The organism is Flavobacterium sp. ACAM 123 (assembly GCF_000264055.1).
GTDB lineage: Bacteria > Bacteroidota > Bacteroidia > Flavobacteriales > Flavobacteriaceae > Flavobacterium.
Genome location: NZ_AJXL01000013.1, coordinates 20,173 through 46,266, shown reverse-complemented (window position 1 = coordinate 46,266; position 26,094 = coordinate 20,173). Strand labels below are relative to the sequence as shown.

Below are 26,094 nucleotides of genomic sequence, written 5' to 3'. Positions count from 1 at the left end.
TATTTTTATAAATGCAAAATTCGATCCTTGTTATTCGCTTCTTGTTTTTCCTCTATGGGTCTTTGCTTATAGGGTCTTATATTATACTAGGGATTATATCGGTAATCGAGAGTATTGGGTACATGAAAAAGAATAGCTTTGTCAACTATAACAAAATTTTATCCTCAAACATTTCCCCTTCAATTTCTATTATTGCCCCGGCGTATAATGAGAGTTTAAATATTATTGAGAATGTAAGGTCGTTGCTATCTTGTCATTATGCTAATTATGATGTAATTATTGTAAATGACGGTAGTAAAGATGATAGCCTCGAGAAACTTATAGAAGCCTATGATCTAGTAAAAGTAGACTTCCTTATCAATGAACAAATACCTACACAACCACTAAGGGGCGGGATATTCAAATCAATAAATCCAGCATTTGAAAAATTAATCATTGTTGACAAGGTGAATGGAGGAAAAGCTGATGCTTTAAATATGGGATTAAATATCAGTTCTAACAAATATGTTGCTTGTATAGATGTAGATTGTCTGTTGATTGAAGATGCGTTACTCAAATTAATCAAACCTTTCTTAGAAACGACAGATACAAAGGTTATCGCTGCCGGAGGAGTAATCCGAATTGCCAATTCTTGTATTATTAAAGAAGGTAAATTGCTTGACGTTAACCTACCTCTAAACAAGATGGTGCAAGGTCAGATTCTGGAATATTTACGAGCTTTTTTACTGGGAAGAATGGCATGGAGTAGACTAAATGGATTGCTTGTGATTTCTGGTGCTTTTGGATTATTTGATAAAAAGATAGCAATTGAAGTGGGCGGTTATGATGTGCATACTGTGGGAGAAGACATGGAAATTATTGTGCGTATGAGACGGTACATGGAAGAGAAAGAAAACAAAACAAAATATAAAGTTGCCTATATTCCAGATCCGCTTTGTTGGACTGAAGCTCCTGATAACTATAAAACGTTTATCTCTCAAAGAAACCGATGGACTCGCGGTACTATAGAAACACTGAGAAAACATAGAAAAATTGGTTTAAACAAGAGATATGGTGCCATGGGACTCCTAAGTTATCCCTATTGGTTTTTATTTGAAAGACTGGCTCCGATAATAGAAATCATTGGTCTGTTCTATTTTGGATTTCTTATTTTTTTCGGTAAAGTCAGATGGGATTACACCATTGCATTTGTATTAGGAGCTTACTTATTCACAGTATTATTTTCGATAATCGCAATTATTTCTGAGGAGCTTACCTACCATCAATACAAAAAAAAAGGTTCAGGATTAAAAATGGTTATGATTTCTTTCACAGAGCCTTTGGTCATCCATCCTTTTATTCTGTATTCAGCTGTAATGGGAAATATTGATTACTACTTCAATAAAAAGAAGAAATGGGGAGCGATGACAAGAAAAGGAATGGGCAACACACAAACAATTAATAAATTAACAAAAGATGGAGAAAATAGAGAAAAAAGCGAATAAATTTTCTTTTAAAACTGGCTTTAGATATATTTATCTAACACTCTCCTTAATATTTACTTTTTGGCTAATTACCCTTTTCGAAATCTACTCTAAAACGGCAAGCGGAATTCAAATACAAGACCTTACCACTACGGTATTATTTAAAATACTAAATGATTTTTGGACAGGATTACTGATTGGTTTGTTATTCTTGCCCTTATATTTAGCTTTTGTATTTATCAAAAAAGCAATAAATGAAATACTAATAAAAGTACTATTTTGTTTAATTATAATTGCGCAATTTGCGTTAGTTAAGTATAACCTCACTACACTAATCAACTTAGGTGCTGACATCTTAGGCTACTCCATGGATGACATGTACACTACCGTGACAGCATCAGAGTCTCTATCTTACCTCTATTTCTTGCCTTTTATTCTTTTTCCAATGATCTATTTAGTGATCAATGGCATCTTAATCAAATTTACCACTGAAAAGGGAATCTATATTACCACTGCTCTACTTATTTTATTTTTAGGTGGTTTAAAGCTATTTATACCTGATATTTCCGCCTCCAATTATCAAAATAAAATGTACTTTTTCACCAGTGACATCATCCGTGTTCAAAATGAAAAGAGCTTAACAAACACTGAAAATTTATTCTATAAAAAAGAATATCCCTTAGTTCAGCCTTTTAATTCTACCCCAGATGTACTAGGTCCCTTTTTTGAAATTCACGAAGAAAAACCAAATATTGTAATGATCATTGTAGAAGGTTTAGGGAGTGAATTTATCGGAAAAAATGACTATCACGGCTTTACACCGTTCTTAGATTCTATGATTACCAAATCCCTTTACTGGGAAAACTTTATTAGTACAGCCGGAAGGACCTTTGGCGTTGTTCCCTCCTTATTGGGTTCTTTGCCTTACGGCGAAAAAGGATTCTTAGAGCTTAATCCGTTACCATCACACACTTCTTTGATTAGTATTCTAAAGACCAACCAATATACTACTTCGTACTATAGCGGAGATGACTCCAGTTTTGACCGAAAGATTAATTTCTTAGAATACAACGGAATCGACAATGTAATTGACGTAAATAAATTTGGCCCAGGCTATGTCAAAACAAAAGAAAATTCCGGCGGATTCTCTTGGGGATATCCAGACGCAGAGATATTTAAAAAAACCCTATCTAACTTAAATGGTAAAGAAGAGCCTCGTTTAGATATCATCATGACTTTAACAAATCATGAACCTTTTGATTTTCCATCAAAGAATCTGTATTTAAAGAAAGTAGATAGTATTGTAAACGCCAATCCTAATTTAAGTATAAATAGAGGAGAAATTAAAGCGTTCAAAGATATTTTTGCCTGTCTTTTATATACTGATAATTCGATTAAAAACTTTATGCAGTCCTATGCCAAAAGACCTGAGTATAAAAACACCATATTTATAATTACGGGAGATCATAGATTAATTCCTATAAATCAAAAAGACAAATTATGTCGCTTTCATGTGCCTTTATACATCTACAGTCCGATGCTAAAAAAAGCCCAAAGCTTCAAATCAATTTCTTCGCATTGGGATGTAGCTCCCAGTTTAATTTCATTTTTGATTAATAATTATAAATTAAACAAAATGGAAAAAACAACCTGGATGAGTCAGGGCTTAGATACTGTACAACAATTTAGAAATATTCACCAAATCCCTCTAATGCGCAACAAAGGGAGCATAAATGATTATATCTATAAAGACTACTTATATTCTGATGGAGAGCTGTTTAAAATCAATGCTGATTTTGACATTAAAAAAATAAATGATGAAACAGTATTAAAAACTATTAGCGACTCTCTAAGAGAAGCAAAAAAATTAAATGCTTACCTGACTAAAAAGAATAAAATTATACCTAAGTCTTTGAACATTTATACCCAGCCTGCTTTTCAGTTTTCTGAGCAAGAAATGGCCACAATAAAAAAACTGACCAAAGGATTGACCTTCGACGACATTCTTTTTTCTTGCCCGCGATTTTGCCTTTAATAAGGAGCGTCAAAAAGCTAGACTTTTATGCAATTATATTCTAAATGAAGTTCCTAATTATAGTGATGTACGAACTTTAAAAGCGCGAACATTAGCATGGGACGGCGACTATCCAAAAGCAGAAGCTGAATTATTAAATGTAATAAAAAGAACACCATACTATGAGGACAGCTACTTAGCCTTAATGGATGTTTACTGGTGGTCTGACCAAAACAGCAAAGCAATTGCAATTGCAAAAGTAGCCCTGAAAAACGAAGTCACACCACCTGAACTGAGTGTTAAACTCGCGCAAGCATACAAACGAGCAAATGCAGTTCCTCAAGCGGAAAAAATCATGGACAGTATTATAAAAAAACATCCTAAAAATACGGAATACATTAAAATCAAAAAAACCTTTAAAGAATGATTTCAAAAATAACAATCAAACTGACTTTTATACTTTCTATTTGCTTTGTATTACATATCCAAGCACAACAGGAAAACTATAATGGTAATCCGGACACCTCTTTCGAAACTGCCCGAAATCTTGCTTTTAATCAGCAAAGGAAACAGGCGCAGGATACACTCCGCAATATTTTAACAAAGTATCCTGACTATCATGACATCCGGACTTTCCTCGCCACTACCTACGCTTGGGATGGAGACTATAAAAAAGCAAGGAATGAGTTTGCCTACGTTTTAGATAAAGACCCTAAAAATAAATCTAACTGGATTGCTGCTATAAAAAATGAATCCTGGAGTGAATCTCCATTTGTTGCTTTAGAATTGTCGAAAAAAGCATTAAAAATATTTCCAGAAGATCCGGAATTTATTTATTTAAAAGCAACTGCCGAAAAAAGTACTAATAATCCACTAGAAGCCTTAAACAGTATTGAATCAATATTAGATAAAACTCCTGAAGACGAAAATGCACTTGGCTTTAAAGCAAATTTAAACCAAACATTACGGAAAAATACTATTGGTCTTATTGCCGCCGTAGACATATATTCGGAAGTTTTTGACCCAATGCAATATTATACGCTAAATTATACCCGACAAACAAAGTACGGGAGTATCATCAGTAAGTTTAATTTCAACAGACGCTTTAATGAAAATGGAACGCAAATTGAATTTGATTTATATCCAAAAATAGCTAAAGGAATGTATGCTTATTTAAATATTGGTTTTGCCAATACCTTTCTTTTTCCCGATTTAAGATATGGCGCAGAATTATACAAATCATTACCATACAGTCTGGAGGCCTCATTGGGATTCCGTTCTCTAAAATACGACACAACCACTAATATATATACAGGCTCCATAGGCTGGTACACCGGAAACAGTTACCTCTCTTTTCGCCCCTATATTACTCCGGGAGAAAATGGAACCAGCTCTTCTGGAACCTTTACGTATCGGAAATACAGGAGTGACGCCGATAATTATTTTGGAGCAATTTTGGGAGTAGGGTTTTCTCCTGAGATAAACCAATTTAATTTCACTGGAAATGCAAATGAAATTGTTGATTTGAAATCTCAGAAATTAATTGTGGGCTACTTTTTTACATCTACTAATAAAAAAAATGCATGGGGAGCACAATTTGGAGTAACCCATCAAGAAATCACTTTTGATCAAGGCAATTACTTTTGGATCTATAACGTCACTTTAACCTGGGACATCCGCTTTAAATAGAAAGATCAATAGTCTATAATAAAATTAGTCAGACTCATTTGCAATTGCACGAGTTTGGACCGCAATTAGCATCTTTACTTTCAAAAACCGTATATTTGCAAAAAATATACCTTTTATGACCACTTTCGAGCAATTTAATCTTCCAAAATCAGTCCAAAAAGCAATAGACGATTTAGGTTTTACTACCCCTACGCCTATTCAGGAAAAAACTTTTTCTGTTATAATGTCTGGTCGTGATATGATGGGAATTGCACAAACAGGAACTGGTAAAACATTTGCCTATTTATTACCTTTATTAAAATTATACAAATTTATCCCAGGACATACTCCGAAAATAGTAATCCTTGTCCCTACCCGTGAACTTGTAGTTCAAGTGGTAGAGGAAGTGGAAAAATTAACCAAATACATGTCGGTTCGTACGGTAGGTATTTTTGGTGGTGTGAACATCAATACCCAAAAAACAACTATTTATCAAGGTTGCGACATACTAGTAGGAACACCAGGAAGAATCATGGATTTAACCTTAGACAATGTGATTCGTTTTGAAGAAATGCAAAAACTAGTTATCGATGAGTTTGACGAAATGTTGAATTTAGGGTTTCGTACGCAGTTGACTGCTATTTTGGCAATGATGCCTAAAAAACGTCAAAACATCTTGTTTTCTGCGACTATGACGGATGAAGTAGATGCTATTTTAAATGACTATTTTGATTATCCGCAAGAGGTTACTCTTTCGGCTTCTGGAACACCATTGGAAAACATTAAACAAGTCGCTTACAATGCAGTTAATTTTAATACCAAAGTAAATCTACTAAAACACTTACTACAAGAAAACGAAGACATGAGTCGTGTTTTAATTTTCGTAAATAACAAGAAAATATCAGATATGCTTCACGGTCGCATTGAAGAAGATTTTGAAGATCAATTTGGAGTAATTCACTCTAACAAATCACAAAATTACCGTTTGAGTACGATGGCTTCCTTCCAGGAAGGGAATCTGCGAGGACTTATTACTACAGATATTATGGCAAGGGGTTTAGACATTTCTAATATTACCCATGTCATTAACTTTGAAATGCCGGCGATGCCAGAGTTATACATGCACCGTATCGGTAGAACGGGACGTGCTGATAAAACGGGAACAGCAATTAGTTTCATTGCTCCACGAGAGGAAGAGGCAAAAGCAGAGATTGAAGCTTTAATGAATATGGAGCTAGCAATTGAGCTATTCCCGACTGAAGTAGAAGTTTCGTCCAAGTTAATCGAACCAGAAAAAGAGCGACAAGTAGTTAAGTTCCTAATGAAAAAGAAGAATCTTGATGGTGATGGTGCCTTTCAAGAAAAAAGTAAAAAGAATAAGAAAGTCAATTTAGGAGGTCCTGGTGTCACCAAGAAAAAAACCCATGGATCTGTCAATCGTAATATGTTAAAAACAAGAGACAAGAAAAGAAAAGACAAAAATAAATAAGACTATTGAAAGTCCATAAGTCTAAAAAACAAAAAAGCTAGAGATGAAAATCTATTTTCATCTCTAGCTTTTTTTATTCAATAAAAAAAGTAAACATAATTTTCATATTACATCGGTATCAATAATGAAAAATGAATTCTACTTGTTTTTAGTGAAAACCAAACATACCGGAGCACACAGCGCTATTCTTTTTCCGGAGTATGTTAGCGCACCAGTAGATTTATTCCTTTTAAATATCACAATATCATTCGTATATTGATGTGCCACCAAAAGAAAATTACCAGTTGGATCAATTGCAAAATTTCGTGGTCCTTTACCCAACGAACTTGTTTGTCCTTGCGATTCTAATTTTCCATTTTTTAGAATTTTAAAGGTTGAAATTGTATTCGCTTCCCCACGGTTTGAGGCATATAGAAATTTTCCGTCAGGCGAAATATGGATGTCGGCTCCAGTAAAAGTTCCTTGAAAGTCTTTCTCTAAAATAGTCGTTTGATCCACTTTTTTCAATTTCCCTTTCGAATAACAAAAAATCGTCAAACCTCCAGTAAGTTCCTGTAATAAATAAATATACTTTCCATTTTTACTGAACGCCAAATGCCTTGGACCACTTCCTGCCGCAACAGCAAAACTGTCTTTTAATTTTAATGCGGTCCTATTCGAATTTGGATTGTATTCATAAGAATACACCTTGTCATTCCCTAAATCATTAGACAAAACAAACTTTCTGTCTGGAGAAAAATGAACCATATGAACGTGCGGACCTTCTTGTCTTTTAACATTACTTCCTTTTCCATAATGCTGAACCACCTGTTTAGCTTCTCCAATGCTTCCATCACTGTTTTTTCCGAAGACAGCGATATTTCCGCCAGAATAATTAGCGACAATCACATTCTTTTCATCATTAATAATATAACAGGGATCTGCCCCCATCGAGTTCTGGGAATTTATAAAATCTAATTTACCATTGGAAGGAGTATAACTAAAAGCGCTTACTTTACTTTCATTACCGTTTTCGTTTACGGAATAAACAAAGCTATTATCAGTAGAAACCGTCAAATAACTTGGATTTACAGTGTTTTCGGAAGCATTTTTAAAATTAAAATCACCCGTATCAGAATCAAACTCATACATATAAATTCCTTTGCTATCGCACCCCTTTGTATATGTCCCGATAAGCAAATTAAATTTATTATTTTGAGCTTGAATACTACTGCAAATTAAAAGGAACAGAAGGGAGACAAATTGCTTTTTCATTTTCTTAAATTATAATTGAAAGCTAAATTACATAATATATCGAAATCTGTTTTAAACCAGTTGAAAAATATAAAACCAATTAAAATTTTATTTGTTATAAATAAATGAGAGCCTTTACAAAAATATTTAAACAATAGCGTCTTGCAAATGTCAACAAATTCGTATTTTTGATTATAACTTCAGTTCGAATATAATCCACTGTAGTAAACTCAACGTAAGAATGCAATTTAAACATCCCGAAATTTTATACTTTCTCTTCCTGTTGATAGTACCAATTTTGGTTCATTTATTTCAATTTCGCCGTTTTAAAAAAGAATATTTCACTAACGTTCAATTCCTCTCAGCACTTTCTGTGCAGACCAGAAGAAGCTCTAAAATAAAAAGGTGGTTGCTTCTTAGCTGTCGATTATTATTACTCTCTTGTATTGTTATCGCTTTTGCCCAACCTTATTTTGCAGCAAAAGACAAAGAAAATACCACAAATGAAATGTATATCATTTTAGATAATTCATTTAGTATGCAGGCTAAAGGAAAAAAAGGAGAGCTAATGAAGCGAGCCGTTCAGGAGCTACTTGAAGACACTCCGGAAAACACTAATTTTTCGTTGCTTACGAACTCTGAAAATTTTTGGAATACCGATATTAAATCAATTCGCAGCGTCCTTCAAAACCTGAAATATAGCGCTTCGCCATTTGACTTAGGTTCTATTATGGCTCGGCTAAAAACACATAAATCCTCTTTTAAAAAAGATATTGTCATTATTACAGACGCCGTAGGCCTCGATGCGAAACAACTTGAAAGCTGCGACAAAAATGATGTTCCCTATTTTATAATCCCCACGGCAGAACAAAAGAACAATACTGCTGTCGACAGCGTTTACATTAATGAAGTATCTGATGATTTTTATGAAATAATAGTTGACTTATCGCATTACGGCACTGATTACAGACCGGTATCAATAGCCATTTATAATCAGGATAAAATGATCGCAAAAACGGCAGTTAACTTTGAAACCAAAAAAAAGAGCATCAATTTTACTATTCCAAAACAGCCCTTCCACGGTTATGTTTCCATTACTGATAATGGTCTTAACTACGACAATATTTTATATTGCAGTATTTCCAAAATAAAAAAGACGAATGTCATTAGCATTGGCACGTCCGAAAAAAGCAATTTTCTAAGTCGGGTCTACACAGATAGTGAATTCAATTTTATCAACTCTCCCATTGGCTCATTAGACTACAATAGTATTGAAAACCAAGATCTAATCGTATTAAATGAACTTGATGCTATTCCGCAAGCATTGCAAACGACTCTAAGATCTTTTGTGGAAAAGGGCGGTAGTCTTGTCGTTATCCCTTCAGAAGAAGATACAGCAGCAAACTTGGAACAGTTTCTCAGTAATTTTGGAGTCATCCAGTTTAAATCTTTCGAACCCATAGAAAAACTAATCACTAAAATCAATTTCAGTCATCCGCTGTTTAAAGCTGTTTTTGAAAACCGAATTACTAATTTCCAATATCCGAAAACAAACGGTTCCTTTACAATATCAAATACAAATCCAGCAGCACTTTATAATGACGATCAAAGTACATTCTTAACCGCATTACCAAATGCACTTTCTACCGTTTATGTGTTTTCGGCACCTATAAATACTAGAAATTCAAATTTTCAGCAGTCTCCGCTCATCGTTCCTACTTTCTATAAAATGGCAATGAACAACCAGCCAAAAGGTATAAATGCATTTACTATTGGAGATACAAATTCCTATTTAGTTGATGTTACGCTATCGAAAGATGCGATATTAACCGTTAACAATTCATCTGAAAGTTTTATACCCATGCAACGAATCATAAATGATAAAGTAAAATTATCGTTTAATGATTATCCAGAAGAAGCAGGAAATTATGGAATCTACAACCAAAAAGAAGCTTTGGACAATATTAGTTTTAACTATGACAGAAGTGAAAGTGATCTTAGCGCAGTCAATCAAAACTTGCTTTCTAGCTACAAAATAATTGATTCTATTGCAAATGTATTTGACACATTACAAACCAACCGATTGGACAATCAAATTTGGAAATGGTTTCTTATCTTTGCACTACTCTTTCTGGTAACTGAAATGGCAATCTTACGATTTATGAAATGAATTATTTGTTTTGAAATCTAAAATTAAAAAAATAGTCTTTATATATGAAATTTATCCTCCGTAGCGCCAAAATAATCGATTCGAAAAGTCCTTTTCACAATAAGACAGTAGATATTTTAGTTGAAGATGGTTTTATAAAAAAAATAGCTACTTCCCTCCCCAATTCAGATAAAACCAAAGAAATAAAATTAGAGAATCTGCATGTATCACAAGGCTGGTTTGATAGTAGCGTTTCACTTGGAGAGCCAGGTTATGAAGATAGGGAAACTATTTCGAATGGATTGACTGTTGCAGCAAAAAGTGGTTTTACTGCTATCGCTTTGCAACCCAACTCCTCCCCTATTATTGACAATCAAGCACAAGTTAACTTCGTTAAGAATAAAGCGATGGGAAATGCTACACAACTCTTTCCAATAGGAGCTTTGACAAAAGGAAGTGAAGGAAAAGATATGGCGGAATTATTTGATATGACAAATTGTGGAGCGATTGCCTTTGGAGATTATAATAAAAGCCAAGACAATGCTAATTTGCTTAAAATCGCTTTACAATATGTGCAGGATTTTGACGGATTAGTGATCGCATTCCCTCAAGACGAAAAAATAAAAGGACAAGGAGTAGTTAATGAAGGAGTAGTTTCAACTCAATTAGGGCTCAAAGGAATTCCTAATCTAGCCGAAGAATTACAAATTGCGAGAAATTTATTTTTATTGGAGTACACCGGAGGTAAATTGCACATCCCAACTGTTTCTACTGCAAAATCAGTTCAATTAATCAAAGAGGCAAAAGAAAAAGGATTACAAGTAAGCTGCAGCGTAGCGGTGCATCATTTAGTATTGACCGATGAAAAACTGGAAGGTTTTGATACCCGATTCAAAGTTTCACCTCCTTTGCGCACAGAAAAAGATCGAAAAGCATTGCTCAAAGGAGTATTGGACAATACCATTGATATGATCACATCAGACCATAACCCGATGGATATAGAACACAAGAAAATGGAGTTTGATATGGCTAAAAATGGAACCATCGGACTTGAAAGTGCTTACGCTGCCTTAATGACCGTTTTACCATTAGAAAAAATAATAGAAAAATTAACATCAGGAAAAACAGTTTTTGGTATCGAAAGTCATTCTATCTCAGAAGGAGCCATAGCAAGTATGAGTTTATTTAACCCAGAAGGAAAAGCAGTTTTTACCAAAGCTGCCATACTATCAAAATCTAAAAACTCAGCATTTCTGGGAACAGAAATAAAAGGAAAAGTTTACGGAATCGTAAACCAAGGAAAATTAATTTTAGCATAATACGACAACATGAATAATACTATTGAAAAAGGAAAAACGGCAGCAATCACCAGTTATATTTTAGGTATAGGTGTTTTTATCGCCATGTCCATGAACTCCGAAGACAAAAATACCTTTGCCTCGTTTCACATCCGTCAAGGACTAGGAATAACACTTACTTTCATCTCATTAGGCTTAATTATAAGTAATTTTGATAGTATGTTAATTTCTACTTTGATGTGGGTTTTCGTTTTTGTGTTGTGGTCTTATGGCATGTTCAGCGCAATAAAAGGAGAAACAAAACCAATGCCGCTCTTGGGTACCCTTTTCCAAAAGTGGTTTTCAAATATCTCTTGAATCTTTCTTTCAAAACCCCTTCCTTTTGTCAAAGTTTAAGACCTTGACAACACTTTTAAAATAATAAACAAAAATGAATTTATCCTTAAACTACCTCGTTAGAGAGCCAAAAATAAAATTAGACAAAAACCCACTTTTACTTTTACTTCACGGATACGGAAGCAATGCCGAAGATTTATTTTCGTTTGCAAATGAACTTCCAGATGAATATTATGTAATAGCTGCACAAGCGCCCTATGACCTACAATACGGTAGTTATGCCTGGTACGCCATCAATTTTGATGCAGACCAAAATAAATTTTCAGACAACGAACAGGCAAAATCTTCTCGAGATTTAATTGCCAGTTTCATCGATGAATTAATCCTCAATTATCCGATAGACGCAAAAGCGGTTTCTTTGCTGGGCTTTAGCCAAGGTGCCATATTGAGTTATGCCATTGCACTATCACATCCTGAAAAGATCAAGAACGTAATTGCTTTGAGTGGCTATATAAATGAGGACGTTCTAGAAGAAAATTATCGAAATAACGATTTCTCAAAACTAAGTATATTTGCTTCGCACGGGGTTGTTGATCAGGTAATTCCCGTAACCTGGGCAAGAAAAACAAAGCCCTTTTTGGATGCATTAACAGTAGACTCAGTATATAAGGAATACCCTATTGGCCATGGAATCTCTCCACAAATTTTTGCTGATTTCAAAAACTGGTTATAAAACAAATACAAAAAAAAAGGTTCCAAATGTGGAACCTTTTTTTATTTCTGGTACAGTAAACTTTGATTTACTTCAAAAGAAATACTTTCATCACTATTCACGAAATACTTGAGTAATACTTCACCCCACATTTCCCCATCACTGTAGTCAGCGATAATCCATCGGTGGTTTAACACTTTCACTTTATTGATAATGAATTTATTAGCCCCAAGCTGATCTTGACCTGCATAAGGATTTCCTTTTGGATTTGCGTTGAAATCCAATAATTTCTCGGTTACATAAGGAATTAACTTTTCATACTTAACCATTTTTTCTGAATCCTCGGAGTCAAAATAATTTTGGGCATTTTCATTTTTTTCCAAAGAAAAATAATTAGCGTCATCCAATTTGGCAGTAACTACCTTCAAATTTTCTTTTAATTTTTTAGTTGTTTTTTCATATTTTTTTTGCTCATAAGCGACCTCTCCATTATAAAAGCTATAGGTAAAAACATTCATGAGAACTAGTAATATAACCGCATAGAGCATAAAAGATCTTTTCATTTTATTTTTTTTATTAAAGTATAATTTCTAAATTATCATAAGCAAGATAAACATTTTCAGGTAGCTTTTTTTGCACTTCTTCATGAAAACCAAAGTGGTGACTTATATGCGTTAAATATGTTTTTTCAGGCTTTAAGAGTGCAATTAAATCTAAGGCTTCTTCTAAGTTTAAATGAGAGAAGTGAGGCTCTTCCCTTAAAGTATTTAGAACTAATACTTTTAAATTTTTAAGCTTTAAGATCTCACTTTCATCAATTGTCTTGACATCAGTAAGGTAAGCAAAATCATCTATTCTATAGCCAAAAACCTGGAGATTACCATGCATTACATTTACAGGAATCGCAACTTTATTCCCTATTTGAAACGGTTCATCGTTAACAACGGCTATCGTTTTTACAGAAGGTGCACCAGGATATCGATTTACCGTTGTAAAAATGTAATTAAAGCGTTCCTGAAGATTACTAATCACACGTTCGTGTGCATAAATAGGAATCTCTCCTTGTTTAAAATTAAACGGACGAATGTCATCTATACCTGAAGTATGATCCGCATGTTCATGAGTAAAAAGAATTCCATCTACTTTTTCACAATTAGATGCAAGCATTTGCTGCCTAAAGTCAGGGCCGCAATCAATTACATAAGAATGACCGTCCCAAGTAACCCAAACAGAAACTCTGAGCCTTTTGTCTTTGAAATCAGTGCTTTTGCATACAGGATGATTGCTTCCTATAACGGGAATCCCTTGCGATGTACCAGTGCCTAAAAAATATACCTTCAATTGCTCTTTATTTTTTTACAAAAATAGGATTAATTATCTTTCATAAGAAACCTATTTAACTAACTTTGTATCAAATTAGCCATATTTAAAATATAATGGATACAGAAATAAAATTAAAAGGTGATAAAGTCATCGCTCAAATACCATCAATAAAAGATAAAGCCCTTCGTATAAATTTAAACGAAAATATATATGGGACCTTTGCTGAAATCGGTGCAGGACAAGAAACTGTAAGACATTTTTTTAGATCTGGTGGTTCATCGGGAACTATAGCGAAAGCGATGTCTGCCTATGACAAAGATTTTAGTGATGCAATCTATGGCATAGAGCAAGACGGACGCTACGTTACGGAAAGCAGGCTCAAAAGAATGATTACCATGGAAGGCCAGCTAATTGAAGAGCGGTTGAGTAGGGAAAAACATCCTCATAAAATGTTTTTTAGCTATGCTAATACTGTGGCTACCATTGATTTTGCCAAACAATTTAAAGGCCACGGATGGGTTGGTATAAGGTACCAAATTGAGCCAGATGAAGACTACAATGAAATTATACTTCATATCCGTTTTAAAGAAACTGATGCTAGATTGCAACAGGAAACTCTTGGTGTTTTAGGAGTAAATTTAATTTATGGTGCTTATTATAAATACAACGACCCGAAACGATTACTACGTTATTTATATGATCATTTAGACAAAGACCAACTAGAAATAGATACCATAAATTTCTCAGGTCCCCGTTTTGCGGATGTAGACAACCGTTTAATGAGTTTACAATTAGTTAAAAACGGAATGACTGACGCGGTTATGTTTGATCCTCAAGGCCGCAACATACTTCCGGCAGCCATCTTGTATAAAAAGAATATCCTTGCTCTAAGGGGCAGTTTCCGTCCTGTTACGAAAGTAAATATGGATATGTATGAAAAATCATTAAAAATGTTTCTTGAAGAAAATAAAGTCGAGAAAGAAAACACACTAGTTATTTTTGAAATCACATTATCAAACTTACGTTCTGATGGTGAAATTGACGAACGCGATTTCATGGACAGAGCCGAATTACTTTGTTCACTGGGGCAAACGGTAATGATTTCAAATTTCCAAGAATATTATAAAGTGGTTGAGTATTTTGCCAATTATACCAAAGCAAGAATGGGATTAGCCATGGGAGTTAATAACTTAGTTGATATTTTTGACGAAAAATACTATCGTCATTTAAGTGGAGGAATATTAGAAGCGTTTGGGAAATTATTCTTCCGAGACATGAAGGTGTTTTTATATCCAATGTTAGACGAAAACGAGGAAATTACTACCTCCGAAAATCTAAAAGTACATCCAAGAATGAAAGAATTATACAAATTCTTCAAATTCAATGGAAAAGTGGTCGATATCGATGATTATGATCCTCAAATTTTAGAAGTATTCTCACGAGAGGTATTAAAAATGATTAGTGATGGTAAAACTGGTTGGGAACCAATGCTTCCTTCCGGTATTGCTGAAATCATCAAAGAATATAGCCTTTTTGGGTACAACCCAACTAAAGCTTTGAAAGAAAATAATATAAGTAATGATAGTTAATACAAACTATAAAACACAAAAAAACCTCGTTTAAAGCTATTTTAAACGAGGTTTTTATTTTTAAATGAGAAGATTTGTACTAATTATGAACACAGTATTATCGGATAACAAACCATTCTGTTTTTTACAAACTACACCACTTCATTTGTCTCGCTGAAAGCGTCTCAAGATAGGTGAGCAACTTTGCGGAGACGCTTCCAGCGTGACAAATAGCGCGAGTAATTGTTAAGTAAACGACATTGCACTATAAAATAATAAAGATTTACTTCAATATTTGATCAGCATGAGCTTTAGTTTTGACTTTGTCGATGACTTCATCTATTACTCCATTTTCGTCGATTACAAAAGTGGTTCTATGAATTCCATCGTATTCTTTTCCCATAAATTTTTTAGGTCCCCAAACACCAAAAGCTTCAATTACTGATTTATCCTCATCTGCCAATAACGGAAACGGAAAATCATATTTTTCTTTGAATTTAGCCTGTTTTGCTTGTGCATCTGCACTAACTCCCAATAGCTCATAGTTATTGGCTTTAAAGCGATCAAAATTATCTCTAAGATCACAGGCTTCGGCCGTGCAACCGGGAGTACTTGCTTTGGGATAAAAGAAAACTACTAATTTTTTTCCCTTGTAATCTGCTAATTTGTGAGCGTTACCGTCTTGGTCCATTGCTGAAAAATCAGGCGCTTTGTCCCCTTTTTTTAATGTTGTCATATTTTTTTATTTATCCGCCCTGTGCGCTAAGTTCTTTCGCAAAGGTCACAATGCTTTGTTATTGCTTATTATTGGTTTAAGTTATACCTTTTCTGCCCCAGATGGTAATGGAAAGCCCAGACTGAAAAAACCTATTTTTTATTGATTATAAAGAGCGACCGGCAGGAAGCTCCTTTATAAACTTAGAAAAAAAGTTTTTTGAAGGAGGACTTGTAATAAACAGCTGGATTAGGCACATCCTAAAATTTATATTATTTTTACAGGATATAAAAATACAAAAATGACTAAACAAGAACGGGTAACCTTTGTTATAAATACGTTAAAAGAATTATATCCTACGATTCCTATTCCTTTAGACCATAAAGATCCCTATACTTTATTGATTGCAGTGCTACTTTCTGCACAATGTACCGATGTGCGGGTTAATAAAATTACGCCATTACTTTTTGCCAAGGCAGATAATCCGTATGATATGATCAAAATGTCAGTGGAAGAGATAAAAGAAATCATTCGCCCCTGTGGTTTATCACCAATGAAATCAAAGGGAATTCATGGGTTGTCACATATATTAATCGACAAGCACGGAGGAAAAGTTCCACAGAGCTTTGAGTTTCTAGAAGAATTACCTGCTGTAGGACATAAAACAGCTGGTGTAGTAATGTCTCAGGCCTTTGGAGTTGCGGCTTTCCCAGTAGATACTCATATTCACCGCTTAATGTACCGCTGGAATTTGACTAATGGTAAAAATGTAATCCAAACAGAAAAAGATGCGAAACGCATATTTCCCGAAGAAACTTGGAACGATCTGCACTTGCAAATTATATGGTATGGAAGAGAATATTCCCCTGCTCGAGGTTGGGACTTAGAAAATGATGTTATCACTAAAACCATAGGAAGGAAAACGGTTTTAGCTACGTACTATAAAAAATAAATTTCACTACTCTAATATACAAAATAGTGAAATTCATCAATTCAAGTTGAACAATAGTACTTGACTTTTAAGCATTTCAACTAACAATAATACTAATTTGAAATAATCTCATAACTATGATTGTCAATTTCTATCATGCTTAGCGCCTTTGAATAATTTAGTAAAAAAGAAACGACTTCTTTTCTTGGTTTCATTACCTTAACGGGTAATGATTTTTTAGAGTAAATTTTTGCCATGCTGTGATTAATTTGTTTTTATTAATAACGTGGCATATCTCTATATATTGTTAATTCGTTAAAACAATTTGGTGCTTATCAATAACTTTTCTTAGGTTCATTAAAGCGTAACGCATTCTGCCTAAGGAAGTATTGATACTTACTCCTGTAATTTCAGAAATCTCTTTAAAACTCATATCCTGATACATGCGCATGACCAACACCTCCTTTTGATCAAGAGGAAGCTCTTCGATTAGCTTCTTTATATCCATTTCCACTTGGTCGGCTATAATTTTATTTTCTATTGTAGGGGAATCATCAGACATTATCGAAAAGATTGAAAACTCTTCTGTTTCTCTAAATAGAGGCATTTTCTTGTTTCTTCTAAAATGATCTATGATGAGGTTGTGGGAGATTCGCATAACCCAAGGTAAAAACTTACCCTCCTCGTTGTATGAATTAGACTTTAGCGTTTTGATTACTTTAATAAAAGTATCTTGAAAAATATCATTTGAAATGTCTCTATCTGAAATTTTAGAATAGATAAAGCCGTAAATTCTTGATTCATGTCTTTTGATTAATGTGGACAGGGCCTCTTCATTACCTGCTACATATTCTTGCACCAATAAAGCGTCTGGAGATTGTATATTAGCCATAGTTATACCTTTTAGTTCTTGTTTAAAATTTGGAGTAATTTTTCCTAAAAGTAGTTTTATGGTATAGGCTATTGGTTTTTTAATATTAGTTTGATAATCAAATTTAACAAATATTTACGCTAACAAACAAATAAAATTAAGAAAAATTAACACCCTAATTTTTAAAGCGTTAAAAACAAGGACTTCAACTTTCCATTTAATTATTTTTGTTGAACAGTAAAAAGAATTTGAAGAACATTGTCCCCCTTAATTTTCTCATAATAAAGAGCAGCGCTCAAATATAAAAAAAAATATCAAAATACGGTCAGGCCTGAAAATAAAAAAGTAGCAAGTTGAAATTTACTTGCTACTTTTCTTACAGTAAAGACCTATATTTATTGGTATACTCGAATGTAATCTACAGAAAAATCTTGCGGAAAAACGGAATCGTCAACATCCGGTCCTCCAAAACTTCCTCCAATTGCCAAATTGACAATAAAAAAGAAGGGTTGATTGTAAGGCCAAATGGCTTCCGTTTTATTCTCTGGATTGAAAGTATATACTAAGTTATTATCAACAAAAAAATCTATTTTATCTTTGGACCAATCCATCGCATAGATATGATAGCCTTCTTCGATATCTTCAATCTTTGTTTTTTTAGTGTTGATGGTATTTCCGTGACTGTCCTGCGTATGCAAAGAAGTAAAAATAATATTAGGTTCTCTTCCCACGTATTCCAGGATATCAATTTCACCACATTGTGGCCAACCTACTGTATCAATATTAGACCCCAACATCCAAAAAGCGGGCCAGATGCCATGCCCAACGGGCAATTTTGCTTTGGCTTCAAAATAACCATATTGGAATTCTTTTTTAGCTTTTGTAGTGATTCGTGTTGACGTGTACTTTTCTCCTTCTTTTTTTGCGGTAATTACTAACTTTCCCTTTGCGATTATATGGTTTTCGTTAGTGTAAAGTTGTCGTTCATTATTACCCCAACCGCAATTAGGACAACCATTTCCTAATTCAACATTCCAAATTTCCTCGTTTAAGTGTTTACCCTTGAAATTTTCTTCCCAAACTAGTTTTCTCTTAGTCCCCTGTCCAAAACAAGCGCTTCCAATAAGAAGTAATATTAAAAATTTTTTCATTTTTATTTAGTTAGAGTATTGAAAATTCGTTTGTAAGGTTTTCACTGAACTTCCACCGACAAAGACATTAAAGTCGCCCGGTTCTGCTTCCCATTTACGATTAGCAGTAAAAAATTCGATTGTTTTTTCATCGATATTAAAAGTAATTTCTTTCGTTTCGTTAGCTTTTAATTCTATCATTTCAAAACCTTTTAACTCTTTAACAGGTCTTGTTACACTGCCTATCAGATCTCTGATATACAGTTGAACCACTTCTTTTCCAGTAACTTTTCCAACGTTTTTAACTTTTACTGAAACAGCTATTTTTCCGTTTTTGGAAAAAGAACTGCTACTCAGTTTTAAATCAGAATACTCAAATTTAGAATAACTCAAACCGTACCCGAATGGATACAGCGGAGTATTTTCTTCATCAATGTAATGCGACCAAAAAACACTTTCTGGCTCATTCATAATGGGTCTTCCTGTATTTTTATAATTATAGTAAATGGGTACTTGACCTACATTTCTTGGAAATGTCATTGGTAATTTTCCACTCGGATTATAGTCACCGTACAAGACTTGAGCAATAGCATTACCACTTTGACTCCCTAAATGCCAAGCTTCCACAATAGCTGGAATATTTTCGTCAGCCCATGGCATAGCCAATGGACGTCCATTATTTAAAACTAAAACAACATTAGGGTTTGCTTTGAAAATTGTTTCCAACAACTCCTGTTGTACTCCTGGCAATCCTAAATCAGTTCTACTTCTTCCTTCACCAGATTGCAAACCATGCTCTCCTAAAACCATTATAACGACGTCAGCCTGCTTTGCTGCGGAAATTGCTTCCGGAAAACCACTCTTATCCGTCATATTAATTTTGGTCTCCCAAACGAATTGGGTTCTTCCAACACTAACATCAGCTCCTTTAGCATAGCTAAGTTGATTCCCTTTATAGTCTTGAAGTCCCTCCAATACTGAAACAGCACTTTCATCATCAGCAGCAATTCTCCAACTGCCCAGAGGACTCGTTTTATCATTTGCCAATGCTCCTATCAGCGCGATTTTCAATCCTGATTTTTTAAGAGGCAACACTTCGTTTTCATTTTTTAATAAGACAATTGATTTTTTTGCCATATCTAAAACCTCTTCTTGGAACTTAGGGCTTCCTACCGTTTCTTTTTCGCGGATTTCATCACAATACTTATATGGATCATCGAACAACCCCAATTCAAATTTCACTTTAAGTATTCTTCTGGCTGCATCATCAATTAGGTTCTCGCTTACTTTCCCTTCCTGCACCAATTCCACTAAATACCCTACGTAAGCACTGGATTCCATATCCATATCAGAACCTGCATTAATCGCAATTTCTGCGGCTTGTTTACTGTCTTTTGCATAACCGTGAGCAATCATCTCATTGATAGAACCCCAATCTGAAACAACAAAACCATCAAAATTCCAATCCCCTTTTAATATTTCTCTTTGTAAGTATCGATTTCCTGTTGCAGGAACCCCGTTCAATTCATTGAAGGAATTCATAAAAGTTCTCACTCCAGCATCAACAGCTGCTTTAAAAGGAGGGAAAATAATGTTCTGTAAGGTGCTTTCACTCACATCAACTGTATTATAATCCCTTCCCGATTCTGCAAAGCCATACCCTGCAAAATGTTTGGCACAAGCCAAAATAGTATTTGTGGCCGCTAAATCTGTTCCTTGAAAACCTTGGACTCTTGCCACCGCAATTTTACTTCCTAAAAAAGCATCCTCACCTGCGCCTTCCATAACTCTACCCCATCTCGCATCACGAGAAATATCGACCATGGGTGCAAAAGTCCAGTTTAGACCAACGGCAGAAGCCTCCTCTGCAGCCATCGCTGCTGATTTTTTAATAGCCTCCATATCCCAGCTTGCGGACTCAGCCAATGGTATAGGACTTATAGTTTTATATCCATGAATTACGTCAAACCCAAAAATCAGAGGAATACCTAATCTTGTTTCTTCGACTGCAATTTTTTGTAATGCCCTAACATCTTTAACCCCTTTAACGTTGAGCATAGACCCAACTAAACCCTTTTTTAAATCATCATACTTTTTTGCCGCCTGTCCCTCTTTAGGAGTAGGACCGGTTATTTCCCAAAATCCATTATATTGATTAAGTTGTCCTACTTTTTCTTCTAATGTCATTAACTTTAAAACAGAATCCACTTTCCTTTCTAAAATATTATCTTTCGTGTAAGACAAAGATGGCTTCATTATTTTATCACCACAACCCGCTACTAAAAGGGAAGCCGTAATGATGGGTAATATAAATCTTAAATTATTTTTCATGTATTTCTTTTTTTAAAATTATCAAAATTAAAAGGCCGGTAAACAACCGACCTTTTTAATCTCTATAAATAAATACTTAATTGTTATTGATAAACTCTCACATAATCAATCTCCATTGAAGATTGCGTAAAAGCAGGGTCTATTGCTCCACCAAAAGTTCCTCCCATAGCTACGTTTAAAATCATGAAAAAGTCTTTATTAAATGGTAAGCTGCCATCATTTGCTACAGTGTGGTATAATACATCATCTACAAATATTTTTACTGAAGCTGCAGTCCAAATCGTTTTATAAACATGAAATTCTGTAGAAGCATTGGTAATTGTTTTAACACTTCCATTTCCATTACCACCAGAACGACCGGGATAATGCAAAGTTCCATGAATCACGTTAGGTTCATTTCCTTTATGTTCCATAATATCTATTTCTCCACAACCCGGCCATGTATTTGTTGCATAATCTGAACCCAACATCCAAATAGCGGGCCATGTTCCTCCACCTGCAGGCAATTTCGCTCGTACTTCTACCTTACCATATGTAAACTTGTACTTACCTTCTGATTTTAATCGAGTCGAAGTATATCCCGATCCTACTTTTTTAGCGGTGATTTTTAAATTTCCATTAGCAACAATTACATTATCAGCACTATTGGTATAGTTTTGCGCTTCACTATTTCCCCATCCTCCGGCACCTAAATCATAGGACCATTTAGCTGGATCAGGTGCACCGTCAGTATTAAACTCATCCGAAAACTTAAGCGTTGTAAAGTCAGTTACCGCTTGCGTTGGTTTTGTTGTAGTAAAAATCATGTACCAAGCTAAACCTGTATTATTTCCCTGTACAAAACGCACAGTCATTCGATTATCTGTAATTGATAGAATTTCATAAGAACTTTGTCCTACATAATAACCCATAAATCCGCCATCAGAGAAATTCATAGCAGTACCTCTTGTTTGCGTCAAACGATCGGCATTGCGTGTTACAACTGACTCTGAAGGACTCAAAGCAACCGTTTTAAGACCTCCTGTATTGTAAACTAAACAAGCATCATCTTTTCCTGCACCGCCACCTACACTTAAATAATTAGAGTTAAAAAATGTAGAGCCACCATTATCCAATTTGAATTTCATGACCCCGCCATCCAAACTGAACGTTAGTACATTTTCGTAGAAACAACTAGTTGCTGCTGCACCAGCTTTTTCAAACGCAACCGCTTGGTAATAATTAGCGAAATAATTCTTAGTCGCATCGCCATCGTTTTGCCCAACACCCAAATGACCTGGTTCTGAAGCAGAAACATACCATTTTTTAGAAGTACCTCCTGTTAAAAGTTTAACCGCTTCAGCATCTTCAAAGTTACTTTGAACCTTTACTTCAACAGTAGTATTCGTTGATACTCCACCTGTGCCCGAAGCAACAACAGTTACATTGTAAGAATTAAGACCTACTTTTGTAAAAAGCTTTTCAAAAACACCATTAGGTGCATTTGTAGAGGTACCATCAGGGAAAATAAATTTATAAGATATCGCATCATCTGCAGTTGCTGTAAATTTAACTTTACCAGACCCATCACCATTGGGATTTGCTGTTGTTTTACCGATAAGCTCCACGGCAACTTGCAGATTTGTTGGAGCCTGCAATGAACCAAAGGAAAAATCATCTTTCGAACAATTCACCATTAGTAACAGTATAAAAATGGAGAATGTGTTAATAATTATTTTTTCATCTTTTATATTTTTAGTTGGATTGTTTAATATCGTCAAAATAATAGCTTGTTCCAGTACCACCTACGTTAAAATCAGGAAACAATATTACTCTGTCATAGGCATTCGTCGTTTTAAATGCTGCTGCACTGGTCAGATCAAAGGTTAATACTTGCCACGAATTAGCAACGGTAGTGGTGGCTTCAATCTCTACAAAAACGGTTGGATTTCCATTTCCATCTTTAGGTGATGTTGACACTTCCATTTTAAATAATATTTTCGCTCCTACTTTAGGAGACCAAACATTTATTTTCACTTTTGTTCCCTTTGTAAAATCAACTTTTGAATCTAAATTCAAACTTGCTCCCGCCCAAACTTGTGCTCCAGATGGTTTTTCTATTTTAACCACTTTATTAGAAAGATTATTTCCTGTTTTATCTGGATTTACCACTACTGAAACTGGAATCGGTCCAAAATCAGCAGCTCCAAAACCTGCCCAAGGGTAAGTTAAAGTAGTAGATTCAAAATCAATTGGCATTTCGATCAATGCAGAAGGCGCTTTATAGAAATAGATATTATCAATAAAAACAGTTCCTGCTGCCCATGGCGTACCTACAAATTTCAATTGAAAAATATCAGCAACTGTTAATCCTTGACTCGTAAAGGCCGAAATTGGAATATCAAGACTATTCCATTGGTTGGCAACCAAATTTTTCACTACTGGTTTTTCACCATTAGTCTTACTAATTAATGAAGTTTCTAATTTTTGCAAATCCGCTGTCCAAACATCCATGTGAATGAATTCCATTCCAGATACATTAATTGTTTTTCCGTCTGCCAAAGCTATTCCTTGGTAACTCAACTTAATATAATTAAGCATTTTGTCCCCATTCAAATCAAATTCTGCCCAACTACTACCTTGACCACCTTGTCCCCAATCTGGGAAATAATTTGTTCCGGCGACATCAGCATACTTTGAACTATAAATCGAAATCACATCCGATGCCTGTCTATTAGGAGGAGTTGCTGCAGAAGTAAAAGGCTGGTTCACTACTGTTACAGTAAAAACCTTAGTATACTCTGTGCTTTTGATCGCAGCACTTTTTGAAACCACTCTAATGGTATAAACACCTGCATTTTGATATGTATAAGAAATTGACTCTCCGTTATTAGCACTTACTGCATTTGGTTTTCCAGCTTCGCCAAAATAAACATCATAAAACAAAGCATAATCTGCCGTTGCTTTTACATTTACTTTCTTAGAAACTGATAAATCATTTTCAATTGTAACTAGAAGGTTTTCTGGTGATTTGAATGAAACTATCACTTTTTGAATCACTTCTGTTTTTTTACCGTTAAGAGTAGTTCCTATAATTTTGGCATCATAAATACCTTCTTTATAGGTATGCTCTACCGTTCCGCCCGGACCTACATAAGCTGGAGTAGTTGTTCCATCTCCAAAAAATATTTCATATTGTGTCACTCCTTCTCCTTTAGGTAAAAAGGTAACTTTTCCTGTATTATCCTGAGTCACTGTGGTTAATGCTGAAATGTTTTGTGGCGCCTCCAAAGCGTCCAAATCAACATCTAAATTGTCTTCTGAACACCCTAAAAAGAGCGTAAAAACAAGAAGACTTGCTATTAATTTTAAATTTTTCATAATTACTGTTTGTTTTAATATCCAGGGTTTTGTGTCCAATTTCCATTTGCAAACTGAATTTCCTCAATTGGAATAGGAAATAATTCATTTTTTCCAGCTGTAAATCCAGTTATTTCTTGAGCTGCTTTTTTAGTTCTCACTAAATCAAAGAAACGATGCCCTTCACCAACTAATTCTATTTTTCTTTCTGCTAAAATAAAATCTGTTAGTGCCGCTCCTGATGCAGAAATATCATGATTAAGATCTCCAAAAGCACGCCTTCTCACTTGGTTCAAGTATCCTCTAGCTTTAACATCGCTTAATCCGCTTCTATTAAAAGCCTCAGCTGCCATCAATAAAACATCAGCATAACGTATCGATCTGTAATTATTAGGATTCGTTAAGTTTAAATCTCCCGCAGCATTTGCACTTCTTTTTCTTGGTATGTATTTTCTATTGAAATATCCAGTATGCTCATATCCTTGACCATAGGTAGCGCCTGTTTTTAATGCCCAATCCTTAATGTCTAAAATGGCTACAGCCTTACGATTGTCTCCTGCTTCAAAAGCATTTACTATCTTTTGTGTTGGAACATTAAAACTAAAACCAGAGGTAAATACGGTCCCTGAATAATTTCTAGGTCCGCTGAAACCAACAGCTACATTTCCTTCACTGCATTGCAGACAGCCAAAACCAGCTCCCTCAACATCAGTGTATTGAACTTCAAAAACGGATTCAGCTCCATTTTCACCCTCAGATTCAAAAATCGAATTATAATCTGCCACAAGTGAGTAATTGCTTGCAGTGATTACACTTTCTAAAGTAGTTGCCGCCTTAGGAAAGTTGTCTTGATATAAATATGCTTTTCCTAAAAGTGCTAGAGCAGCTCCTTTTGTTGCTCTTCCTTTTTGTGCAGGTAAAGCGGCTAAATTTTCAGAAGCATAAATTAAATCTGCTTCAATTGACTCATAAACCTCTTTGACCGTTGAGCGGGGAATAATTTTTTCATCTCCAACTTTGAAACGGACATCTCCTTTCATTGGAATTCCACCAAACCATTTTACCAATTCAAAATGGTAATATGCTCGAAGGAAACGAGCTTCAGCGATAACTTGGTTTTTACCCTCAAAATTAGTTTTGTTTTGAAACTCTAAAATATAATTAGCTCTGTTTACTCCTGCAAACATCCAGTTCCATACGTCTCTTAGGTTACTGTTTACCGGGGTATGAATCATGTCATCAACTTGTTGAAAACCAATAACATCTGTTTGACTTTCTCCACCGGCTAACGTATTGTCAGATGCAATCTCACCTAGCAGCACATTCACATAAGAAGACTGGAGTAAGTCGTAAGTCGCCACTAGTGCATTGTCGTAATCAGATTTAGAATTAAAATAATTCTCAGAATCTATAGAATATGCTACATCTCGATTAACAAACTCATCGCTGCAAGAAACAGTAAGAGTTGAAAAGATTACTATAGTAGCAATTGTAAAAAATATATACTTTTTCATTTTAATATTA

22 protein-coding genes are annotated in these 26,094 nt (G+C 34.7%); 11 read left to right on the top strand and 11 right to left on the bottom strand.

All coding sequences use genetic code 11. The features are described 5' to 3' along the window. The first annotated feature begins 11 nt into the window (after positions 1 to 11). From A3SG_RS0103825 to A3SG_RS0103810, 5 genes are all read left to right on the top strand, one after another. The gene (locus A3SG_RS0103825; protein WP_029596593.1) at positions 12 to 1,484 is read left to right on the top strand and encodes a glycosyltransferase family 2 protein; all 1,473 of its coding nucleotides are present in this window, start codon (positions 12 to 14) and stop codon (positions 1,482 to 1,484) included. Beyond that, a complete protein-coding gene (locus A3SG_RS19035; RefSeq protein WP_016988687.1) occupies positions 1,456 to 3,498 on the top strand; it encodes an LTA synthase family protein in 2,043 nt (680 codons plus the stop codon). Before A3SG_RS0103825 ends, A3SG_RS19035 begins: the two co-directional genes overlap by 29 nt. Positions 3,499 to 3,682: 184 nt before the next feature. Further along, entirely contained in the window at positions 3,683 to 3,904 is a 222-nt protein-coding gene (locus tag A3SG_RS22190; protein WP_016988686.1) for a tetratricopeptide repeat protein, read from the top strand. Beyond that, a complete protein-coding gene (locus A3SG_RS0103815; RefSeq protein ID WP_016988685.1) occupies positions 3,901 to 5,166 on the top strand; it encodes a YaiO family outer membrane beta-barrel protein in 1,266 nt (421 codons plus the stop codon). The genes A3SG_RS22190 and A3SG_RS0103815 overlap by 4 nt, the downstream gene beginning before the upstream one ends. A gap of 115 nt (positions 5,167 to 5,281) precedes the next feature. Beyond that, positions 5,282 to 6,634, top strand: a complete 1,353-nt coding sequence (locus tag A3SG_RS0103810) for a DEAD/DEAH box helicase (protein WP_016988684.1) — start codon at positions 5,282 to 5,284, stop codon at positions 6,632 to 6,634. A 138-nt stretch (positions 6,635 to 6,772) separates the two neighbouring features. Here the strand turns inward: A3SG_RS0103810 and A3SG_RS0103805 are convergent, their stop codons facing one another. After that, the gene (locus A3SG_RS0103805) at positions 6,773 to 7,888 is read right to left on the bottom strand and encodes a lactonase family protein (protein WP_016988683.1); all 1,116 of its coding nucleotides are present in this window, start codon (positions 7,886 to 7,888) and stop codon (positions 6,773 to 6,775) included. Between the two features lie 220 nt (positions 7,889 to 8,108). On the opposite strand from A3SG_RS0103805, the gene A3SG_RS0103800 reads away from it, so the two are divergent. The 4 genes from A3SG_RS0103800 to A3SG_RS0103785 all read left to right on the top strand — a co-directional run bounded on the left by A3SG_RS0103800 (position 8,109) and on the right by A3SG_RS0103785 (position 12,383). After that, a complete protein-coding gene (locus A3SG_RS0103800; RefSeq protein ID WP_016988681.1) occupies positions 8,109 to 10,037 on the top strand; it encodes a vWA domain-containing protein in 1,929 nt (642 codons plus the stop codon). A gap of 44 nt (positions 10,038 to 10,081) precedes the next feature. After that, on the top strand, positions 10,082 to 11,335 hold the full coding sequence (locus tag A3SG_RS0103795) for a dihydroorotase (RefSeq protein ID WP_016988680.1): 1,254 nt from the start codon (positions 10,082 to 10,084) through the stop codon (positions 11,333 to 11,335). Between the two features lie 9 nt (positions 11,336 to 11,344). Then, complete coding sequence (locus A3SG_RS0103790; protein WP_016988679.1) at positions 11,345 to 11,671, top strand: DUF4870 domain-containing protein; 327 nt, start codon at positions 11,345 to 11,347, stop codon at positions 11,669 to 11,671. 73 nt (positions 11,672 to 11,744) lie between these two features. Beyond that, positions 11,745 to 12,383: an alpha/beta hydrolase gene (locus A3SG_RS0103785; RefSeq protein ID WP_016988678.1), complete on the top strand. Its 639-nt coding sequence runs from the start codon at positions 11,745 to 11,747 to the stop codon at positions 12,381 to 12,383. Positions 12,384 to 12,424: 41 nt separating this feature from the next. Here the strand turns inward: A3SG_RS0103785 and A3SG_RS0103780 are convergent, their stop codons facing one another. After that, entirely contained in the window at positions 12,425 to 12,925 is a 501-nt protein-coding gene (locus A3SG_RS0103780; protein ID WP_035663371.1) for a hypothetical protein, read from the bottom strand. Between the two features lie 13 nt (positions 12,926 to 12,938). Next, positions 12,939 to 13,703 carry an MBL fold metallo-hydrolase gene (locus A3SG_RS0103775; protein WP_016988676.1) on the bottom strand — a complete coding sequence of 255 codons (765 nt, stop codon included), beginning with the start codon at positions 13,701 to 13,703 and terminating at the stop codon, positions 12,939 to 12,941. Between the two features lie 95 nt (positions 13,704 to 13,798). Here A3SG_RS0103775 and A3SG_RS0103770 point away from each other — a divergent pair, with 95 nt between their 5' ends. After that, complete coding sequence (locus A3SG_RS0103770; RefSeq protein ID WP_016988675.1) at positions 13,799 to 15,274, top strand: TonB-dependent receptor; 1,476 nt, start codon at positions 13,799 to 13,801, stop codon at positions 15,272 to 15,274. Positions 15,275 to 15,536: 262 nt separating this feature from the next. Here the strand turns inward: A3SG_RS0103770 and bcp are convergent, their stop codons facing one another. Continuing rightward, the gene (gene bcp / locus A3SG_RS0103765) at positions 15,537 to 15,989 is read right to left on the bottom strand and encodes a thioredoxin-dependent thiol peroxidase (protein ID WP_016988674.1); all 453 of its coding nucleotides are present in this window, start codon (positions 15,987 to 15,989) and stop codon (positions 15,537 to 15,539) included. A gap of 280 nt (positions 15,990 to 16,269) precedes the next feature. On the opposite strand from bcp, the gene A3SG_RS0103760 reads away from it, so the two are divergent. Continuing rightward, the gene (locus A3SG_RS0103760) at positions 16,270 to 16,920 is read left to right on the top strand and encodes an endonuclease III domain-containing protein (RefSeq protein ID WP_016988673.1); all 651 of its coding nucleotides are present in this window, start codon (positions 16,270 to 16,272) and stop codon (positions 16,918 to 16,920) included. Positions 16,921 to 17,012: 92 nt separating this feature from the next. Here A3SG_RS0103760 and A3SG_RS21830 read toward each other — a convergent pair whose 3' ends face one another. The 7 genes from A3SG_RS21830 to A3SG_RS0103730 form a co-directional block, all read right to left on the bottom strand. Next, positions 17,013 to 17,156 carry a hypothetical protein gene (locus tag A3SG_RS21830; protein ID WP_198008497.1) on the bottom strand — a complete coding sequence of 48 codons (144 nt, stop codon included), beginning with the start codon at positions 17,154 to 17,156 and terminating at the stop codon, positions 17,013 to 17,015. Between the two features lie 50 nt (positions 17,157 to 17,206). After that, a complete protein-coding gene (locus A3SG_RS0103755) occupies positions 17,207 to 17,791 on the bottom strand; it encodes an RNA polymerase sigma factor (RefSeq protein WP_016988672.1) in 585 nt (194 codons plus the stop codon). 374 nt (positions 17,792 to 18,165) lie between these two features. Continuing rightward, positions 18,166 to 18,921, bottom strand: coding sequence for a family 16 glycosylhydrolase (locus A3SG_RS0103750; protein WP_016988671.1), 756 nt, complete (start codon positions 18,919 to 18,921; stop codon positions 18,166 to 18,168). A 6-nt stretch (positions 18,922 to 18,927) separates the two neighbouring features. Continuing rightward, positions 18,928 to 21,231 carry a beta-glucosidase BglX gene (gene bglX, locus A3SG_RS0103745; RefSeq protein ID WP_016988670.1) on the bottom strand — a complete coding sequence of 768 codons (2,304 nt, stop codon included), beginning with the start codon at positions 21,229 to 21,231 and terminating at the stop codon, positions 18,928 to 18,930. 83 nt (positions 21,232 to 21,314) lie between these two features. Then, positions 21,315 to 22,991: a family 16 glycosylhydrolase gene (locus A3SG_RS0103740; protein WP_016988669.1), complete on the bottom strand. Its 1,677-nt coding sequence runs from the start codon at positions 22,989 to 22,991 to the stop codon at positions 21,315 to 21,317. Continuing rightward, positions 22,966 to 24,591 carry a hypothetical protein gene (locus A3SG_RS0103735; protein WP_029596590.1) on the bottom strand — a complete coding sequence of 542 codons (1,626 nt, stop codon included), beginning with the start codon at positions 24,589 to 24,591 and terminating at the stop codon, positions 22,966 to 22,968. The genes A3SG_RS0103740 and A3SG_RS0103735 overlap by 26 nt, the downstream gene beginning before the upstream one ends. A 14-nt stretch (positions 24,592 to 24,605) precedes the next feature. After that, positions 24,606 to 26,084: a RagB/SusD family nutrient uptake outer membrane protein gene (locus tag A3SG_RS0103730; protein WP_016988667.1), complete on the bottom strand. Its 1,479-nt coding sequence runs from the start codon at positions 26,082 to 26,084 to the stop codon at positions 24,606 to 24,608. Between the last annotated feature and the right edge of the window lie 10 nt (positions 26,085 to 26,094).

Coding starts and splice junctions, on each gene's coding strand:
- A3SG_RS0103825 (WP_029596593.1), top strand. CDS start 12: ATGCAAAATTCGATCCTTGTTATTCGCTTCTTGTTTTTCCTCTATGGG.
- A3SG_RS19035 (WP_016988687.1), top strand. CDS start 1,456: ATGGAGAAAATAGAGAAAAAAGCGAATAAATTTTCTTTTAAAACTGGC.
- A3SG_RS22190 (WP_016988686.1), top strand. CDS start 3,683: ATGGATGTTTACTGGTGGTCTGACCAAAACAGCAAAGCAATTGCAATT.
- A3SG_RS0103815 (WP_016988685.1), top strand. CDS start 3,901: ATGATTTCAAAAATAACAATCAAACTGACTTTTATACTTTCTATTTGC.
- A3SG_RS0103810 (WP_016988684.1), top strand. CDS start 5,282: ATGACCACTTTCGAGCAATTTAATCTTCCAAAATCAGTCCAAAAAGCA.
- A3SG_RS0103805 (WP_016988683.1), bottom strand. CDS start 7,888: ATGAAAAAGCAATTTGTCTCCCTTCTGTTCCTTTTAATTTGCAGTAGT.
- A3SG_RS0103800 (WP_016988681.1), top strand. CDS start 8,109: ATGCAATTTAAACATCCCGAAATTTTATACTTTCTCTTCCTGTTGATA.
- A3SG_RS0103795 (WP_016988680.1), top strand. CDS start 10,082: ATGAAATTTATCCTCCGTAGCGCCAAAATAATCGATTCGAAAAGTCCT.
- A3SG_RS0103790 (WP_016988679.1), top strand. CDS start 11,345: ATGAATAATACTATTGAAAAAGGAAAAACGGCAGCAATCACCAGTTAT.
- A3SG_RS0103785 (WP_016988678.1), top strand. CDS start 11,745: ATGAATTTATCCTTAAACTACCTCGTTAGAGAGCCAAAAATAAAATTA.
- A3SG_RS0103780 (WP_035663371.1), bottom strand. CDS start 12,925: ATGAAAAGATCTTTTATGCTCTATGCGGTTATATTACTAGTTCTCATG.
- A3SG_RS0103770 (WP_016988675.1), top strand. CDS start 13,799: ATGGATACAGAAATAAAATTAAAAGGTGATAAAGTCATCGCTCAAATA.
- bcp (WP_016988674.1), bottom strand. CDS start 15,989: ATGACAACATTAAAAAAAGGGGACAAAGCGCCTGATTTTTCAGCAATG.
- A3SG_RS0103760 (WP_016988673.1), top strand. CDS start 16,270: ATGACTAAACAAGAACGGGTAACCTTTGTTATAAATACGTTAAAAGAA.
- A3SG_RS21830 (WP_198008497.1), bottom strand. CDS start 17,156: ATGGCAAAAATTTACTCTAAAAAATCATTACCCGTTAAGGTAATGAAA.
- A3SG_RS0103755 (WP_016988672.1), bottom strand. CDS start 17,791: ATGGCTAATATACAATCTCCAGACGCTTTATTGGTGCAAGAATATGTA.
- A3SG_RS0103750 (WP_016988671.1), bottom strand. CDS start 18,921: ATGAAAAAATTTTTAATATTACTTCTTATTGGAAGCGCTTGTTTTGGA.
- bglX (WP_016988670.1), bottom strand. CDS start 21,231: ATGAAAAATAATTTAAGATTTATATTACCCATCATTACGGCTTCCCTT.
- A3SG_RS0103735 (WP_029596590.1), bottom strand. CDS start 24,591: ATGAAAAATTTAAAATTAATAGCAAGTCTTCTTGTTTTTACGCTCTTT.
- A3SG_RS0103730 (WP_016988667.1), bottom strand. CDS start 26,084: ATGAAAAAGTATATATTTTTTACAATTGCTACTATAGTAATCTTTTCA.